At 64.6% G+C, this 17,161-nt stretch carries 12 protein-coding genes; 7 read left to right on the forward strand and 5 right to left on the reverse strand.

The window, feature by feature from the left end:
• Positions 1 to 132 precede the first annotated feature (132 nt).
• Genes EI545_RS18645 through EI545_RS18655 form a run of 3 tightly spaced genes read right to left on the reverse strand, consistent with a single transcriptional unit; the run spans position 133 to position 4,239 of the window.
• Positions 133 to 1,206, reverse strand: a complete 1,074-nt coding sequence (locus tag EI545_RS18645; protein WP_125326873.1) for a lipocalin-like domain-containing protein — start codon at positions 1,204 to 1,206, stop codon at positions 133 to 135.
• Positions 1,196 to 3,586, reverse strand: coding sequence for an ABC transporter permease (locus EI545_RS18650; RefSeq protein WP_125326874.1), 2,391 nt, complete (start codon positions 3,584 to 3,586; stop codon positions 1,196 to 1,198). The genes EI545_RS18645 and EI545_RS18650 overlap by 11 nt, the downstream gene beginning before the upstream one ends.
• A complete protein-coding gene (locus tag EI545_RS18655) occupies positions 3,583 to 4,239 on the reverse strand; it encodes an ABC transporter ATP-binding protein (protein ID WP_125326875.1) in 657 nt (218 codons plus the stop codon). Before EI545_RS18655 ends, EI545_RS18650 begins: the two co-directional genes overlap by 4 nt.
• 177 nt (positions 4,240 to 4,416) lie before the next feature.
• On the opposite strand from EI545_RS18655, the gene tpa reads away from it, so the two are divergent.
• Positions 4,417 to 5,796, forward strand: a complete 1,380-nt coding sequence (gene tpa / locus EI545_RS18660) for a hypotaurine--pyruvate aminotransferase Tpa (protein WP_125326876.1) — start codon at positions 4,417 to 4,419, stop codon at positions 5,794 to 5,796.
• Between the two features lie 65 nt (positions 5,797 to 5,861).
• Here tpa and EI545_RS18665 read toward each other — a convergent pair whose 3' ends face one another.
• Both EI545_RS18665 and EI545_RS18670 read right to left on the reverse strand, forming a co-directional pair.
• Positions 5,862 to 6,689: a hypothetical protein gene (locus EI545_RS18665; protein WP_125326877.1), complete on the reverse strand. Its 828-nt coding sequence runs from the start codon at positions 6,687 to 6,689 to the stop codon at positions 5,862 to 5,864.
• Between the two features lie 321 nt (positions 6,690 to 7,010).
• The gene (locus EI545_RS18670; protein ID WP_245990180.1) at positions 7,011 to 8,036 is read right to left on the reverse strand and encodes a fatty acid desaturase; all 1,026 of its coding nucleotides are present in this window, start codon (positions 8,034 to 8,036) and stop codon (positions 7,011 to 7,013) included.
• 256 nt (positions 8,037 to 8,292) lie between these two features.
• On the opposite strand from EI545_RS18670, the gene pdxR reads away from it, so the two are divergent.
• The 6 genes from pdxR (at position 8,293) to EI545_RS18700 (ending at position 17,160) form a co-directional block, all read left to right on the forward strand.
• Complete coding sequence (gene pdxR / locus EI545_RS18675; RefSeq protein WP_125326879.1) at positions 8,293 to 9,738, forward strand: MocR-like pyridoxine biosynthesis transcription factor PdxR; 1,446 nt, start codon at positions 8,293 to 8,295, stop codon at positions 9,736 to 9,738.
• Between the two features lie 174 nt (positions 9,739 to 9,912).
• A complete protein-coding gene (gene xsc / locus EI545_RS18680) occupies positions 9,913 to 11,688 on the forward strand; it encodes a sulfoacetaldehyde acetyltransferase (RefSeq protein WP_125326880.1) in 1,776 nt (591 codons plus the stop codon).
• Positions 11,689 to 11,763: 75 nt separating this feature from the next.
• Positions 11,764 to 12,504: a sulfite exporter TauE/SafE family protein gene (locus tag EI545_RS18685; RefSeq protein ID WP_125326881.1), complete on the forward strand. Its 741-nt coding sequence runs from the start codon at positions 11,764 to 11,766 to the stop codon at positions 12,502 to 12,504.
• Complete coding sequence (locus EI545_RS18690; RefSeq protein WP_125326882.1) at positions 12,504 to 13,571, forward strand: acetate/propionate family kinase; 1,068 nt, start codon at positions 12,504 to 12,506, stop codon at positions 13,569 to 13,571. The genes EI545_RS18685 and EI545_RS18690 overlap by 1 nt, the downstream gene beginning before the upstream one ends.
• Positions 13,568 to 16,435 (forward strand): molybdopterin-dependent oxidoreductase, encoded by a 2,868-nt coding sequence (locus EI545_RS18695; RefSeq protein ID WP_125326883.1) that lies wholly within the window; start codon positions 13,568 to 13,570, stop codon positions 16,433 to 16,435. Before EI545_RS18690 ends, EI545_RS18695 begins: the two co-directional genes overlap by 4 nt.
• Positions 16,432 to 17,160 carry a 4Fe-4S dicluster domain-containing protein gene (locus EI545_RS18700; RefSeq protein WP_125326884.1) on the forward strand — a complete coding sequence of 243 codons (729 nt, stop codon included), beginning with the start codon at positions 16,432 to 16,434 and terminating at the stop codon, positions 17,158 to 17,160. Before EI545_RS18695 ends, EI545_RS18700 begins: the two co-directional genes overlap by 4 nt.
• Position 17,161: the final 1 nt, after the last annotated feature.

Raw genomic sequence — 17,161 nt, forward strand, 5'->3', positions numbered from 1 at the left:
GCTCTTTCAGAAATACTCCACGGGGGTTTGGGGGGGTGAAACCCCCAATGACCAAGCCGGTTGGCGCGCCTGCGCGCCAGAGGCGAGACAAACTCTTGCGCGGAACGCGCTCAATCTGACAACCGGCCGTGGTCAGTAGCCGGTCATCTCCAGATAGCCGCGCCCGCTGTGGCTGCCCGTCACCCACACTGGTCCCTCCCAATAGGGGACCGAAGTCGCCATCCAGGCCGCAGGGTTCAGCGCGTCCAAGGTCACGTCCAGCCCCCGCTCGGGCAGGCGCAGCCGCCAGCCGACCGGCACCTCGCGGTTTGCGACGGTCGCCTTGTCCAGCGGCTCGGCCTGCAAGGCCCCCGGTTCCAGCGGCGTTGCCGTGCCATCCGCCGCGATCCAGGTGCCCGAGGTGAAATCCCCATCCCCGCCGCGCAGCACAAAGCCCATCAGCTTTTCGCCCCCGTCAAACGACAGCGAGAACCAGTCCCATCCCGTCTGATCCGGCGCAAGCGGTTGCGATGACCATTCCCGGTCCAGCCAGGCTTGGCCGGTGACCGCCACCTGACCGCCGGGCAGGTCCAGCATCCCCGTCACGGCATAGAAGGGCTGCGAGTAATAATGGCTCGCCTGTCCCTCCGCCGATTTCACCGAATAGCCGGCGTCTCCTTGCAGGACCAAGGGACCCTTTGCAGTCAGGTCCAGCGCATAGCCGAAGCCGTCGCCCCCTGCGCCCAGCTTCAACCGGTCAAGCGCATCCTCCCCCGGCCCGGCGGTTGAGGTCATGTGCCATTCGTCAATCCAGGCCCGGAAGGGCGCGCCGTCGCCCAAGGTCACCCCGGCCTGACCGACCCCACCCCGCGCGAGCCGTTCGGCCACGAAATGCTCGGTCGCGGTCGTGACGGCCGCATGGCCCATCCAGACCTGCGGGCTGTCCCAGCCAAGCCCCTCCACCGGTGCGGTCGCACTGCGGAACAGGGTCCACTGCACGCCATATTCCGCCCCATCCGCGCCGGTCAGATTGGCGGTCAGGTACCACCATTCGATGCGGAAATCCGGATGCGCGCCATGGTCGGCAGGAAACTCCAGCACCTTTGCGCGGTCGGGCAAGGCGAAGCCATCCACCGAAGCCCCCAGATCGGCAAAGCCCTGCGGAAAGGCGGCCCCGCCCAGCCCAAGCGTCAGCCCCAGCAGGAGGACAACGGACTTAGCGTTCATTGGCAAACACCCTCAGCAAATCCGCCGGTCGCCGCCGCATCAGCGTGACAGCCGGTCCCAGCCCCGCCAGCCCCCCGGCGGCTGCTGCGGCCAGAAACACCCCAAGCCAGTCGCCCGGAAAGGCGAGCATCGGCAAGCGCCAGCCGAAGGCTTCGACGTTCACCACCGCCAGCAGCACCCAGGCCAGCGCCAGCCCCAAGGGCAGTGCCACCGCCGCCGTCAGTAGCGCCAGCACAACGGTCCGCGCAAGGTCCAGCCGGGCAAGACGGGCCTGCGTCAGCCCCATCGCCCAGACCGGCGCCAGTTGCGGCAGGCGCAGCGCAGAGAGGGTCACCAGACTTGCCAGCATCGCCACCCCCGCGACCCCCAGCGTCAGCACATTCAACGCCCCCGTCACCGCGAAGGTCCGTTCAAACACCCGCAGGGAAAAGGCCTTGATCCCGGCCTGATCGACCAGCGCCGTATCGCCCAAGGCAAACTCGGCGCGCAACGCCGTGGCCAACCCGGGCGCCTCAGCCACGGGCACCCGCAGGGCAAAGCGCAGCTCCTCCATCCCCGGAAACCGCGCTCGAAACGCCTCAAGTCCGATGATCGCCTGCGGCATGGGGTTGCCATAGTCCGAATAGACCCCCGCCACCGGCAACGCGCCGCCGGGCAGCGAAACCGGCGCGCCAAGTCCAAGATCCGCGCGCCGCGACAGTTGTTCATTCACCAGCACGCCTTCGCCCCGCGCCACCACGTCCCAGACATCGGGCGTGGCAGTCAGCAAGGGCCAGTTGTCGCGATAGGTCGGATGGTCAGCGATTCCGTAAACCTCGCCCGGCTGGCCGACCAGCGAGGTGTCCGCCGCGACGATCGGCAGGATGGCATCGACCCTCGGCTCCAGCCACGCCCGCATCGCCGCCGCCTGATCCGGGCTTTCGGCGGTCAGGTAAAGCTCGGACGCAAGCCGTTGATCCAGCCAGCCGGTAAAGGTGGCGCGGAAGCTGCCGACCATGGTGCCCACACCGACATTGGCCGCCAGCGCGAGCAACAGCGCCATAAGCGCCAGCGACAGGCCCGGCAATTGCTGGCGCGCATCGGCCCAAAACCACTCGGCCAGCGCCCCCCGCGCCCGCGCAGCAGCCAGCGCCAGAACGGCGGCAAGCACCGCAGGCAAGACAAGTGCCGCCCCAAGGAGGAGCCCGGCCAGCACGGCAAACCCGGCCCAAAGGCCTGATCCGAACCCCAAAGCAAGGCCCGCAACCGCCAGACATCCAACCCCGACCACCGCCTGCCACTGGCGGGTCTGCCCGGCTGCCGCCCCCCAGGCATGGGCCCCCGCGCTGGCCAAGGGCGGCAGCCGCCAGACCTGCCACAACCCCTGACCCGCCGCGATCAGGGTGCCCGCAACCGCCATCGCGATCCCCGCCAATACCCATCCGGCCCGCAATTCCAGCACTCCCGGCACGGCAGCGCCGTAAAGCCCGCCCAGCGTGGCCGCCACATCCGGCAACAGCGCCGCCGCCACGGCGTAGCCAAGCGCCACACCGGCAAGCCCCGCAATCAGCGCAAAAGCCAGCATCTCGGCCAGCACAAGCGCACCAAGCGTCCGCGCGGGAACCCCAAGCGCGCGCAGGGTTCGAAACATTGGGCGGCGTTGTTCGAAAGCCAGACCAATCGCCGCGTGGACGATGAAGATGCCAACGGCAAAGGCAAGGGACCCGAAGGCGGTCAGGTTCAGATGGAAGCTGTCGGTCAGCCGGGCAAGGTCATCCTCCCCCGTCGCCGCGCGCCGCTCCAGCCCCGGGGGCAGGCGGCCGGGGAGGGTGCCATCAGGGTCGATCAGCAGGGCAGTGATCTGTCCGGTCGTGCCCAGCAGCCGTTCTGCCGCTGCGATGTCGGCAAGGACAGTCATCGGGGGCAGGTCAGGGGCAGGTTCCACCGCAAGACCCTCAAGCGCCGCAGCCACGCCGGGACGTGACAGGGTTTCGGGGGCCACCAGAACCAGCCGCCCGCCCAGGAAGTCACCCAAGCTGTCGCCAGCCACGCCCGGTATCCCCGGCATCGCCGCGCCGCGCGGCAGGGTCAGGGGCTCGACCCCAAGGATGCGCAAGCCGTCCAGCCGCCCCTCAAGCACAGGGGACACCGTCCAGCCGCCCCTCCGCAGTTCGGCAAAGCGGGCCACAGTCAGATTGCCGTCGCTGGCCACGATCCGGTCCAGCCGATCCTGCCCCAACACCCCCGCCGCCCGGTCATAGGCCGCCCGCGCCTCGGCATTGATAGCCTGCACGCCGGACCAAAGCCCGGTGGCCAGCGCAAGGCCCACCAGCAGCATCGCCAGTTGCAAGGGGTGCCGCCGCCAGTGCGACATGAGGGCGGCCAGCGCGGCGCGGATCATGGGGCAACCTTTCCGGCCCGCAAATGCAGCCGCCGGTCCAGCCGCGCGGCCAAGCGTTCGGAATGGGTCACCATCAAGAGGCTTGCCCCCGCTTCGGCGACCAGCCCCAGCATCAGCCCGATGACCGCATCGCCGGTGGCTTCATCAAGGTTCCCCGTCGGCTCATCCGCAAGGATCAGGGCCGGGCGTGCGGCGAGCGCCCGGCCGATGGCGACGCGCTGTTGCTGGCCACCCGAAAGCTGCTCAGGGTAGCGATGCACAAGCGCTGTCAGCCCCAGCGCTTCGGTCAGATGCGCGGCCCAGATGCGGTCATGCCGTCCGGCCAGACGGGCCTGAAAGCTCAGGTTGGCGGCCACGTTCAGCGACGGGATCAGGTTGAATTGCTGGAAAACCAACCCGATCCGGTCTCGCCGGAGGGCCGCGCGCCCCGCGTCGTCAAGGCCGCCAAGCGCTGTGCCTGCAACCGTGATCGTGCCGCTGTCCACGGCGTCCAGCCCCGCCACCAGATGCAGCAGCGTGCTTTTGCCGCTGCCGGATTCCCCGGTCAGCGCCAGGCTTTCCCCCGGCCCAAGGTCAAGACTGACGCCCGACAGCACCGCGACCAGCCCTTCGGCGGTGGGATAGGACTTGCAGACCTGATCGACGTGCAGCACTTGGTCGTTCCCGTTCTAGGCTCTTTGCGTGGTATCTAGCGTTGCTGCTCCAGCCTCAACCCGTTTCCCTGTCGCAGGGGGGGCGTCTGGCTATAGCGGGTGGCCGCCTCTGGCCCTAAGGCCAGGGCGGCCGATCCCCGATGATGCCGCGCAATCATGTGATCGAAAGGACGCCCCATGGAAGGCCTTGCAGGACTGAACGACATCGCCAGCGTGGTCGAGGCTGACCGTGCCCATGTCTGGCACCACCTGTCGCAGCACAAGCAGTACGAAACCGTCGACCCCCGCGTGATCGTTGAAGGCAAGGGGATGCGGGTCTGGGACGCCAAGGGGAAAGAGCATCTGGATGCCGTGTCCGGTGGAGTCTGGACGGTCAACGTGGGTTACGGCCGGGAATCCATCGCCGATGCCGTGCGCGACCAACTGGTGCGGATGAACTACTTCGCCGGGGCTGCAGGGTCGATCCCCGGGTCGATCTTCGCCAAGCGGCTGATCGAAAAGATGCCGGGCCTGTCGCGCGTCTACTACTCCAACTCGGGGTCTGAGGCGAACGAGAAGGTCTACAAGATGGTCCGCCAGATCTCGCATCGCCACCACGGGGGCAAGAAATGGAAGATCCTGTACCGGGAGCGGGACTACCACGGCACCACCATCGCCGCCCTCGCCTCCGGTGGGCAAAAGCAGCGCAACGCCCAGTATGGGCCCTTCCCGGATGGCTTTGTCGAGGTTCCGCATTGCCTGGAATACCGCAAGCAGTGGGACGTGGAAAACTACGGCGAACGCGCCGCCGATGCCATTGAGGAAGTCATCCTCCGCGAAGGCCCCGACACCATCGGCTGCCTCGTCCTGGAACCCGTCACCGCCGGCGGCGGCGTCATCGTCCCGCCCGAGGGCTACTGGCAGCGCGTGCAGGAGATCTGCCGCAAATACGACATCCTCCTCCACATCGACGAGGTCGTCTGCGGCGTCGGCCGCACCGGGACCTGGTTCGGCTACCAGCACTACGGCGTCCAGCCCGATTTCGTGACGATGGCCAAGGGTGTGGCCTCCGGCTACGCGGCGATCTCCTGCACCGTGACGACCGAAGCCGTCTTCAACATGTTCAAGGACGACGCCTCGGACCCGATGAGCTACTTCCGCGACATCTCCACCTTCGGGGGCTGCACCGCAGGCCCGGCGGCGGCGCTGGAGAACATGAACATCATCGAACGCGAGGGGCTTCTGGCCAACACCGTGGCGATGGGCGACTATGCTTTGGACAGCCTCTCGGCCCTGATGGACAAGCACAAAGCCATCGGCGAGGTGCGCGGCAAGGGGTTGTTCCTCGGCGCCGAACTGGTGGCCGACCGGGACACGCGTGAGCCTGCCGACGAGAAGAAGGTTCAGGCCGTCGTCGCCGACTGCATGGCGCAGGGCGTGATCATCGGGGCCACGAACCGGAGCGTGCCGGGGTTCAACAACACCCTGTGCCTGAGCCCGGCGCTGATCGCGACGAAGGATGATATTGATCAGATCACCGGAGCGATTGGGGCGGCGTTGGGACGGGTGTTTGGGTAGGAGTTGAGGGTTTGTGGGCAGGGAGGGTGTCCCGGAAGGGGCACCCATGTAATCAGTTTGACCAGTCAGGTGATCGACCGCACTCGCGCCATAACCTCCTCTGCCAGTTTTTGGATGCCTTCTCCGTTGTTTAAATAGCTGAGGTAGCGGATAGGCCTTAGATCAAACGGAACGTCATCGTGAGATTGGGAAATTAGGATCACCTGTTTTCCAAGTGTGTGGGCGATCCCCGCTTCATAGAAGACGTTCGGGTTTTTTCTTGATAGATCGCAAATAACCACAACCGAGGTACAGATCAACTCAATGATGTCTGTCATAACATGGGCGTGAACCCACATGTCGTCCGCCCGGCGACAGGTAAAGCCATCTGCTTCAAGAACTGCCTTAATGCCTTGATATACTGAGTTAAATGAGCCATCAAACGGCATCATGAAGGAAATCAATTTGGGATCAATGGGCTTCGCACTTAGCTGGAACACGCTTGGCTTAGGTTGATCAAGCTTTGCTCGCTTAAGCAGGATCTCAAACAGATCAACGTCTTTAACAGCCCAATGATTTGTACCAAACTCCCAGTCATGCATATCCAACTCGGTCTGCATTTCTTCAATGTCGGCATTTGTGAGCTTTGGGAGGTCAGAATCTATAGTATAATCAATCTGAAAATCAGCGCCTTTTCGAGTTACCCGCGAGATCCATGCGATTCTGGCAATCTCGTTCGATCTCCCTTCTTCCATTAGAAGTGCGGGAAATCTCATTAGGCTATCGAAGTCGATTAAGTCGCCCTTTGTGAATTGGCTTTCCAAATCCTTGGAGGTATATCCAAAGACGCGCTCTGCAAAGATAAAGCCACGACGATCATCATTGACGCGCCCAGAAACAATTAGATTGAACATTTGGCCTCCGATTCATTGCCTCATCTCATATACGATTAGTTGAGTTGTCACAACTCAGGCTGCATTCTTTCCAGTAAGGTGGGTGCCAACTTTCCGCTCCCTCGATTTGACCGGCATGGTTGACGGCTTCCGATCTCCACGCGCGTAGAGATGGAAGGAATACGCGTTGAAGACGGGAAAAAGCCGTCAAATCCACCCCAAAACCGCCCCATATACCCAGCGTTCTCAAAGGCATGCGAATGCAGAAGGGGGCCGTTGCGGCCCCCTTGAACTTTTCTGCTGTAACTGTTTCTTGACCGGTTACTCGGGGCAGACCCTGACCTACGCCACCCCATACCGCAGGCGGGCTTCCTTGAAGCTTAGCAGCTTGCCCTCAACCGTATCCCACAGGTGCAGGTTCACCGACCGCAGGCTTTGGCCGATTGTCAGGCGTTGCGCCTCGGCGAGGGTCCGGTGGTCACGGATCACTTCGGGCAGGCGGTAGAACGGGATGCGGGAATAAAGGTGGTGGACGTGGTGGATGCCGATATTGCCGGAAAACCAGCGCAGGGGTTGCGGCAGGATGTAGTGGGAGGACCCCTCCAACGCGGCATCGTGCAGTTGCCAGTCGTCGCCCTTTGACCAATGAGTTTCCTCAAACTGGTGCTGGACGTAGAAGAGCCAGACCCCAAGGGTCGCAGCGATCAGCGATGTCGGCAGGAAGATCAGCAGCACCGGCAACAGGCCGCCGAACCAGATCACCAGCCCGACGGCAATGCCGATCATCGCATTGGTGCCCATCGCGCTTGTCCAGTAGCGCCAGCCGGAATTCATCAGGCCGAAGGGCAGCCGGTTCTGCAAAAGGAACAGGTAGCTGGGGCCAAGCACGAACAGCACCACCGGATGGCGGTAAAGCCGGTACATCAGGCGGCCGAACCACCCCCGGGCGCGGTATTCGTCTATGGTCAGGGTCAGCACGTCGCCGATCCCGCGCTGATCCAGATCGCCGTGATGGGCGTGGTGGATCGAATGGGTCCGCTTCCACACGGCATAGGGCGTCAGGGTTAGCACGCCAAGGGTACGCCCCAGCCAATCCTGCGCGGTGCGATTGTTCAGGAAGGCCCCATGGCCGCAGTCATGCTGGATGATGAAGATGCGGACCAGAAACGCGCCGTTCAGGATCGCAAGACCAAGGGCCAGCCAAGCGCTGACCGAAAGCGCCATCCATGCCAGTGCCCAAAGGGCGAAGAACGGGACGAGGGTGGCCGCAAGTTCCCAAAGACTGCGCCTTGTGGAAGGTTCGCGGTAGCGGGCAAGGACCGCTAACCAGTCACGGGCCTGCCTGGGCGCGGGGCGGGGGGTAGACATCGGTTCGGGCATCAAGGCCTGTATCTGTTTGCCGGGATGGCTGCGGCAGCTGCGTTTGGCCTTCGCAGCTAAGCCCCAAGACAGGCGGACTAGTCAGGCCCTATTGGGTTAGGGGGTGTTGGCGCAGGTTTCAACAGCTTTGATGACGCAGGGACAGAGATCGGGCGCTTTGTCGGGTGCGAATGCTTGACTTCGTCCCTTTCGATGCGCCTTGATCTGGACTTATCGCTGGACCTATCGCTGGACCCGGGCGCCCATGGCCATTCCTGTCGAAGCCTTCTACCTGACCCCCGGGGCGAGCGGATCCTTGCAACAGCAGATCCGGGCGATGGTGACGCAAGGCATTCTGGCCGGACGCTTCCGGCCGGGCCAGCGGATGCCGTCGTCGCGCGGTCTGGCGGGCCATCTGGGGATCAGCCGGATCACCGTGACGCTGGCCTATGCCGATCTGGTCTCGGGCGACTACCTCACCTCGGCCGGGCGGTCGGGGTATTTCGTGTCCGAGACGGCCCCCCTTGCGCCGCAATTTCCGGTGTCTGCACCACAGGGCGAGGCGGTGGATTTTCGGGCGCTGACCGGCGGGCGGTTCAGTGGTGCCGCGCGGGTGGCGCGTCCTGAAGATTGGGACAGCTACCCCTATCCCTTCATCTACGGTCAGGCGGACCCGACCCTGTTTGACCACCAGAACTGGCGGCAATGCGCCTTGCGCGCCTTGGGCAAGCGCGATTTCGCGGCGCTCACGTCGGATTATTACGAACGCGACGATCCGCTGCTGGTCGAGCAATTGTTGCGCACCATCCTGCCACGGCGCGGAATTGCGGCGCGTGAGGAAGAGGTGCTGCTGACGCTGGGCGCGCAGAACGCCCTGTGGATCGCCGCGACGCTGCTCCTTGGCCCGGGGCGGCGGGCGGGGGTGGAAAACCCGGGTTATCCGGGCTGGCGTGGGGTGGTGACGGCAACGGGTGCGGCGGCGGTGCCGGTGGATGTGGACGCGCTGGGACTGCCGCCCGAGCGGCTGGCGGCGGATGTCGTCTTTGTCACGCCCTCGCACCAATGCCCGACAAATGCGACCATGCCGGTTGAGCGGCGCGTGGCCCTGCTGGACGCGGCAGAGGCGCAGGGTTTTGTCATCGTCGAGGATGACTATGAATTCGAGATGTCGTTTCTGAAGCCTGTCGCCCCGGCGCTAAAGTCGTTGGATCGTGGGGGGCGGGTGATCTATGCCGGGTCGTTCTCCAAATCGGTGTTCCCGGGGCTGCGGCTGGGCTATCTGGTCGGCCCGCCAGGCTTTATCGCCGAGGCGCGGGCCTTGCGGGCGCTGATGCTGAAACATCCGCCCGGCCATATCCAGCGGACGATGGCCTATTTTCTGGGGCTTGGGCATTATGACGCGCTGGTCAACCGGATGAAGAACGCCTACCGCCGCCGCCGTCAGGTGATGGCCGAGGCGATTGCCGACGAAGGGCTGGAGATTGCGGGGCAGGGTGGCTTTGGCGGCTCCAGCTTCTGGATGCGCGCGGCGGAGGGGGTGGACACCGAGGCGCTGGCCATCGCGCTGCGGGCCGAGGGGGTGCTGATCGAACCGGGGCGGGCGTTCTTTGCCGGGGACGGGCCGAAGAACTATTACCGACTGGCCTATTCCTCGATCGCCTTGCCAAAGATCGCCGAGGGCGTGGCGCGGATTGCGCGGGCGTTGCGCTAGGGGCAAGCCGCCGAGGCGCTTCGCCGCCGGAGCCCCCAGGTTGTTTTTGCAGAAAGACAGGGGTTCGGTCTGGTCTTATTGGGCGCGAATCTCTGGCCCTACGGCAGAAGGGCGGGCGCGCGTAGGGTGCCGGGCAACGGGCCTTGGGGCCGCATGGATGACGGGAGACTTGCCATGAAGATGACGACCGAGGAAGCCTTTGTGAAAGTGCTGCAGATGCACGGGATCGAACATGCGTTCGGCATCATCGGATCGGCCTTCATGCCGATTTCCGACATCTTCCCGAAGGCCGGGATCACCTTCTGGGACTGCGCGCATGAGGGGTCGGGCGGGATGATGGCCGACGGCTTCACCCGCGCGAGCGGGAAGATGTGCATGATGATCGCGCAGAACGGGCCGGGGATCACCAACTTCGTGACGGCGGTCAAGACGGCCTACTGGAACCATACGCCCTTGCTGCTAGTGACCCCGCAGGCGGCGAACAAGACCATCGGGATGGGCGGGTTTCAGGAAGTGGAGCAGATGGCCCTTTTCCAGGACATGGTGGCCTATCAGGAAGAAGTGCGCGACCCATCCCGCGTGGCCGAAGTGCTGAACCGCTGCATCCTGAACGCCAAACGGATGAGCGCGCCGGTCCAGATCAACATGCCGCGCGATTTCTGGACGCAAGTCATCGACATCGACCTGCCCGCGATGGTGGAATTCGAGCGCCCCGCCGGGGGCGAGGCGGCAATCGCGGCGGCGGCGGAGCTTCTGTCCAACGCGAAATTCCCGGTCATCCTGAACGGTGCTGGCGTGGTACTGGGTGGCGCGATCCCGGCCAGCATGGCGCTGGCCGAACGGCTGGATGCGCCGGTTTGCGTGGGCTACCAGCACAACGACGCCTTCCCCGGCAGCCATCCGCTGTTCGCCGGGCCCTTGGGATACAATGGGTCAAAAGCGGCAATGGAGTTGATTTCCGGGGCGGATGTGGTACTCTGTTTGGGTACCCGGCTTAATCCGTTTTCAACGCTTCCGGGATACGCGCTGGACTACTGGCCCAAGGCGGCCAAGATCATCCAAGTCGACATCAACCCGGATCGGATCGGGCTGACGAAAAAGGTGACAGTTGGAATTGTCGGCGACGCTAAAAAAGTCGCCGAGGCGGTTTTGGCGCGATTGGCCTCTACCGCGGGCAACCATGCGCGGGCGGAACGCAAGGCGCGCATCGCGCAGGTGAAATCGGCCTGGGCGCAGGCGCTTTCCAGCATGGACCACGAAGAGGACGATCCCGGCACGACCTGGAACCAGCGCGCACGCGACGCCAAGCCTGAGTGGATGAGCCCGCGGATGGCATGGCGGGCGATTCAGGCGGCATTGCCGCGTGAGGCGATCATTTCAAGCGACATCGGCAACAACTGCGCCATCGGCAACGCCTATCCAACCTTTGAACAAGGGCGGAAATACCTTGCGCCGGGCCTGTTCGGTCCCTGTGGCTATGGTCTGCCGTCGATCATCGGGGCCAAGATTGCCTGCCCTGATACTCCGGTTGTCGGCTTTGCCGGCGATGGGGCTTTCGGCATTGCGGTCACGGAACTGACGGCCATCGGCAGGCCGGAATGGCCGGCGATCACGATGGTCGTGTTCCGCAACTATCAGTGGGGGGCGGAAAAGCGCAACTCGACCCTGTGGTATGACGACAACTTCGTCGGGACGGAACTTGACACCGGGGTCAGCTATGCTGGCATCGCCAAGGCTTGCGGTTTGCAAGGTGTGCAGGCGCGGACGATGGAGGAGCTGACCGAGGCGCTGCGCAAGGCGGTGGCGGACCAAATGGCCGGAAAAACCACGCTGATCGAAGCCATGATCAACCAGGAACTGGGTGAGCCCTTCCGCCGCGACGCGATGAAGAAGCCGGTCGAGGTGGCGGGGATTTCCCGGGCGGACATGCGGCCGCAGGTGGTGGGGTGACGCTCGGCGACAGCCGTTCTTGCCGCCGGCTCTTTGGGTATCCGGGCAACATCGGGTCCGCGGCACAGGTTTCCCATGCCCTATGACCTTGGGCCGATGGCGCTGGCATGGATGGCGCTGGCGACGTTTATCGCGGGGTTCGTCCGGGGGTATTCAGGCTTTGGCTTTTCGGCACTGCTGATCGCCGCCTCTAGTCTTGTGACCAATCCGCTGAATTTCGTGGCGGTTGTCGTCATTCTGGAAACGGTCATGTCGCTTCAGGCCGCCAAGGGCGCTGGGCCGCATGTGGACTGGAAGCGGGTCTGGTGGCTGCTTGGCGGGGCGGCCATCGGCTTGCCTTTGGGGCTGTGGATCCTGACCGGCGTATCTGAAGATACTGCGCGGGCGGTGGTGTCGGGCTATGTCCTGCTGATGTGCGCGGTGCTGCTTTTGGGCTGGCGCTTGCGGGCCGAGGTGACGGGCGCTCCGAACGGGGTGGCGGGGGTGATCTCGGGCCTTGCCAACGCGCCGGGGATGGGAGGGCTGCCGGTGGCTGCCTTTTTCGCCGCACAGCCGATGCCGGCGAACGTCTTCCGCGCGACACTGATCGCCTATTTCCCGCTGTTGGATATCTATTCCGCCCCGCTCTACTGGTATGCCGGGCTGGTCAGCTGGGATACGCTTTGGGCGGCGCTGCTGGCCTTGCCCGTGACGCTGTTTGCCAATTGGCTGGGCGGGCGGCACTTCTTTGGCTCGGACCCGCAGGAGTTCCGGCGTTTTGCCATCGTGCTTCTGGCGGGGCTGGCAGTGCTGGGGTTGGGCAAGGCGCTGATCTGATGCTGCTGGTCGTGAACTCCGGGTCGTCTTCGCTGAAGCTCGCGGTGTTTGACGGGACGGTCGAGGTGGCGCGGGCGTCCGTGACCGAGATCGGGCCGGACGGCCATGCGGCGGCACTTGGCAGCGCGTTGGCCAAGGCCGGGGTGCCCATAGCCCGGCTGCGGGCGGCGGCGCATCGGGTGGTGCATGGCGGTGCATTGCTCACGGAGACATGCCGTGTCACGCCGGGCGTGCTGGCCGGGATTGCGGCCTGTGTCCCGCTGGCACCGCTGCACAACCCGGCCAATCTGGTGGGGATCGAGGCCGTCGCGGCCCTGGCTCCGGGGCTGGCGCAATATGCCTGCTTTGACACAGCCTTCCATGCAACGAACCCGGAGGTGGCGGTGACCTATGCCCTGCCGCTGGCCGAACGACAGCGCGGCCTGCGCCGCTATGGCTTTCACGGGATCAGCTATGCCGCCCTGGTGCGGGTCCTTGCGGCTGAGGGGCCGTTGCCCGGGCGGCTGCTGGCCTGCCATCTGGGCAATGGCGCCTCGCTTTGTGCCATCTTGAACGGGCGTTCGGTTGCAACCACGATGGGCTATTCGCCGCTGGACGGGCTGACGATGGGCACGCGGTCAGGGTCCATCGACGGCAACGCGGTCCTGCGATTGGCCGAGGTGCACGGGGTGGCCCGGGCGGCTGAGATCCTCAACCGCGAAAGCGGGCTTTTGGCCCTTGGCGGATCGAATGACCTGCGGATGCTGCACGCCAATGAGGCCAGCTTCGCGCTGCAGCATTTCGCCTATTGGGCGGTGCGGCATGCCGGCAGCATGGTGGCCGCGATGGGGGGGCTTGATGCGGTGGTCTTCACCGGCGGGATCGGTGAGAATGACGCTTGGATGCGGAAGGAAATCCTGTCCGGCCTTGCCTTTATGGGAGTATCTTCCGACCCTGATGCCAATGCCCGGAACGAAAGTACCTTGCACGATCCGACATCCCGTGTCGCAATCCGGATTGTGCCCGCCGACGAGGAGCGCCAGATTGCACTTGAGACGCAAGCCGTCATCGCCAGGGAGGGCGCATGAACGACCAGCCGAAGATTGACCTTGCGCGCCCCGTGTCGGACGAGATCCGGCAGACGACCTGCTACATGTGCGCCTGCCGCTGCGGGATCAATGTGCATCTGAAGGCGGGTACAGTGACCTATATCGAGGGCAACCGGGATCATCCGATCAACAAGGGTGTTCTCTGTGCCAAGGGGGCCAGCGGGATCATGCAGGTCACCGCCCCCAGCCGGTTGAAGGCCCCGCTGCGGCGCGTGGGGCCGCGCGGGTCCGGCGCGTTCGAGGTGATCTCGTGGGAGGAGGCGCTGTCAACCGCTGTCTCCTGGATGAAGCCGCTGCGAGAGACCGCGCCGGAAAAGCTCGCCTTCTTCACCGGGCGCGACCAAAGCCAATCCCTCACCGGCTGGTGGGCGCAGAACTTCGGCACGCCAAACTATGCGGCGCATGGGGGCTTTTGTTCGGTCAACATGGCGGCGGGCGGCATCTACACCATCGGCGGGGCCTTCTGGGAATTCGGCCAGCCGGATTGGGAGCGGACGAAGCTGTTCGTCATGTTCGGCGTGGCCGAGGATCATGACAGCAACCCGATCAAGATCGGTCTGGGCAAGCTGAAGGCGCGCGGCGCGCGGGTCATCAGCGTCAATCCGATCCGCACGGGCTATTCCGCCGTTGCGGATGACTGGATCGGGATCACGCCGGGAACCGATGGCCTGCTGATCCTGTCCCTGATCCATTGCCTGCTGGAGGCCGGGAAGGTCGACCTTGACTACCTCGCCCAATGGACCAACGCGCCCTTGCTGGTGAACGGGGCCGAGGGGGCGGAGAAAGGCCTTTTCGTCAGGAACGCCGAAAGCCAGCCCTTCGTGATCGACAAGGCCTCCGGCCACCCGGCACCCTGGGATGGCAAAGGGGTGCAGCCCGACCTTGGGGCCGAATGGCAGGGCAATCGCACGGTCTTCCGCCATATGGTCGAGGAATACCTCAAGCCGGATTACGCCCCCGAAGCCGTCGCCGTGCGCTGCGGCGTGACGGCGCTGCGCATCCGGCAGCTGGCGGCAGAACTGGCCGAGGTTGCCTTTGATCAGGCGATCACGCTGGACCGGCCCTGGACCGACTTCCGCGGGAATGACCATAGGGACATGCCCGGCCGCCCGGTCAGTTTCCACGCCATGCGGGGGATTTCGGCCCATTCCAACGGCTTCCAGACGGCCCGGGCGCTGCACCTTTTGCAGATCATCCTCGGGTCGCTGGAAACGCCCGGCGGCTACCGGCTGAAGCCACCCTATCCAAAGCCGGTCGAGGCGCACCCGACGCCCCATTTCGTGACCACTCCCGGAAAGCCCCTGACCGGCCCGCATCTGGGCTATGTGCGGGGGCCGGATGACCTGTGCCTTCTGCCGGATGGCCAGCCCGCCCGCATCGACAAGGCGTTTTCGTGGGAAAACCCGTTTTCGGCCCATGGGTTGATGCATATGCTGATCCCCAACGCCCATGCGGGCGACCCCTACCGGATCGACACGCTGTTCCTCTACATGGCGAACATGGCGTGGAATTCGTCGATGAATTCCGCCCGAGTGATGGAGATGCTGACCGACAAGGGGCCGGATGGTGAATACCTGATCCCCCGGATCATCTACTCCGACGCCTATGCCAGTGAGATGGTGGCCTACGCCGATCTGATCCTGCCTGACACGACCTATCTGGAGCGGCACGATTGCATCAGCCTTCTGGACCGCCCCATCAGTGAGCCGGACGCGGCGGGTGACGCGATCCGCTGGCCGGTGGTCACGCCCGACCGGGACGTGCGGTGCTTTCAGTCAGTGCTCCTCGACCTTGGGGCGCGGCTGGGCCTGCCGGGGATGGTGAATGAGGATGGCAGCCCGAAATACGCCGACTATGCCGATTACATCGTGAACCACCAGCGCAGGCCGGGGGTTGGTCCGCTGATGGGCTTTCGCGGTGACGGCACGCAGACGGGCAGGGGCGCGCCGAACCCGGACCAGATGCAAAGCTACATCGACAACGGGGCCTTCCATCAGGCGCATGTGCCGGAAGAGGCGGCCTTCATGAAACCCTGGAACGCCGCCTATCAGGACTGGGCGGTGAAACTGGGGCTGTACGAAACACCGCAGCCCTATCTTTTCAACATCTGGTCCGAACCGATGCGCCGCTTTCAACTGGCCGCCGAAGGCTTTGGCCCCCGCCAGCCGCCCGACCACCTGCGCGACCGGCTGAAGCAGGCAATGCATCCCTTGCCGATCTGGTACGCGCCCTATGGCGATGATGATGCCGCCTTCGGCTATACCGTCCATGCGCTGACGCAGCGACCGATGGACATGTACCATAGCTGGGGCAGCCAGAATGCCTGGCTGCGGCAGATCAGGGGGCGGAACTCGTTGTTCCTGCCGACGAAGATCTGGGAGACGCAGGGGTTTGAGGACGGAGACTGGGCCCGGGTATCCTCGCGCGCCGGTGTCATCACCGTGCCGGTGGCGCATATGGTGGCGCTGAACGAAAACACCGTCTGGACCTGGAACGCGATCGGCAAGCGGAAGGGGGCCTGGGCTCTGGATGCGGACGCGCCAGAGGCGACGACGGGGTTTCTGCTCAACCACCTGATTTCCGAACTGCTGCCCGACAAGGCCGAACATCAGGGCCACCGCTTGTCGAACTCAGACCCCGTCACCGGTCAGGCGGCGTGGTTTGACTGCCGGGTCCGGGTGGAACGGGTTGCGGCAGAAGATCATGCGCGCGGAATGTCGGAACCGGGTTTCCCGCAACTGCCCGACCCGCCACGCGCGGGCGGGGGCCGGGCGCAAAACTTTTCGAAAAGTTTTGCCAAAAGTTTTCGAAAACTTTTGGCGCCGGTGGAGGGGAAGCGATGACCGCCCTGCCGCATGCAACCGACAAGAAGCTGGGCCTGGTGATCGACCTTGATACCTGCGTCGGCTGTCAGGCCTGCGTCACGGCCTGCAAGGGCTGGAACGATCAGGGCGACGGCCTCAGCGATCAGGATGCCCATGGCGCTGACCCTTCGGGCACCTTCCTCAACCGTGTCCATTCCTATCAGGTCACTCTCCCCGACGCCCCGCCGCAGATCGTGAACTTCCCGCGGTCCTGCCTGCATTGCGAGGACGCGCCTTGCGTCACCGTCTGCCCCACGGGCGCCAGCTACAAGCGGGCCGAGGACGGGATCGTGCTGGTCAACCCGGACTCCTGCATCGGCTGCGGCCTGTGCGCCTGGGCCTGCCCTTACGGCGCGCGTGAGATGGATGCCGATCAGGGGGTGATGAAGAAATGCACCCTCTGCGTCGACCGGATCTACAACGACACCCTGCCCGAGGAGGACCGCGAACCCGCCTGCGTCCGCACCTGCCCAACGAACGCCCGCCATTTCGGCGATTTCGCCGATCCGGACAGCAAGGTGTCGCGGCTGGTGGCCGAACGCGGCGGCTATGACCTGATGCCGGGAATGGGGACAAAGCCGACCAACAAATACCTCGCCCCCCGCAAGAAGGGCCCGGGTGAGGCAAGCCTTCTGGCCCCCCTGCTTGATATCAAGGCAACTGGGGTCGCGGGCTGGCTGGACCGGATGCTGGGAAAGATCTGAC

The organism is Tabrizicola piscis (assembly GCF_003940805.1).
In the GTDB taxonomy this organism is placed as follows: domain Bacteria; phylum Pseudomonadota; class Alphaproteobacteria; order Rhodobacterales; family Rhodobacteraceae; genus Tabrizicola; species Tabrizicola piscis.

What these genes read in the sequence shown, in the direction of transcription:
- EI545_RS18700 (WP_125326884.1), top strand. Translation starts at nt 16,432, where the DNA reads ATGACCGCCCTGCCGCATGCAACCGACAAGAAGCTGGGCCTGGTGATC.
- pdxR (WP_125326879.1), top strand. Translation starts at nt 8,293, where the DNA reads ATGGCCATTCCTGTCGAAGCCTTCTACCTGACCCCCGGGGCGAGCGGA.
- EI545_RS18690 (WP_125326882.1), top strand. Translation starts at nt 12,504, where the DNA reads ATGCTGCTGGTCGTGAACTCCGGGTCGTCTTCGCTGAAGCTCGCGGTG.
- xsc (WP_125326880.1), top strand. Translation starts at nt 9,913, where the DNA reads ATGAAGATGACGACCGAGGAAGCCTTTGTGAAAGTGCTGCAGATGCAC.
- tpa (WP_125326876.1), top strand. Translation starts at nt 4,417, where the DNA reads ATGGAAGGCCTTGCAGGACTGAACGACATCGCCAGCGTGGTCGAGGCT.
- EI545_RS18670 (WP_245990180.1), bottom strand. Translation starts at nt 8,036, where the DNA reads ATGTCTACCCCCCGCCCCGCGCCCAGGCAGGCCCGTGACTGGTTAGCG.
- EI545_RS18685 (WP_125326881.1), top strand. Translation starts at nt 11,764, where the DNA reads ATGCCCTATGACCTTGGGCCGATGGCGCTGGCATGGATGGCGCTGGCG.
- EI545_RS18650 (WP_125326874.1), bottom strand. Translation starts at nt 3,586, where the DNA reads ATGATCCGCGCCGCGCTGGCCGCCCTCATGTCGCACTGGCGGCGGCAC.
- EI545_RS18645 (WP_125326873.1), bottom strand. Translation starts at nt 1,206, where the DNA reads ATGAACGCTAAGTCCGTTGTCCTCCTGCTGGGGCTGACGCTTGGGCTG.
- EI545_RS18695 (WP_125326883.1), top strand. Translation starts at nt 13,568, where the DNA reads ATGAACGACCAGCCGAAGATTGACCTTGCGCGCCCCGTGTCGGACGAG.
- EI545_RS18665 (WP_125326877.1), bottom strand. Translation starts at nt 6,689, where the DNA reads ATGTTCAATCTAATTGTTTCTGGGCGCGTCAATGATGATCGTCGTGGC.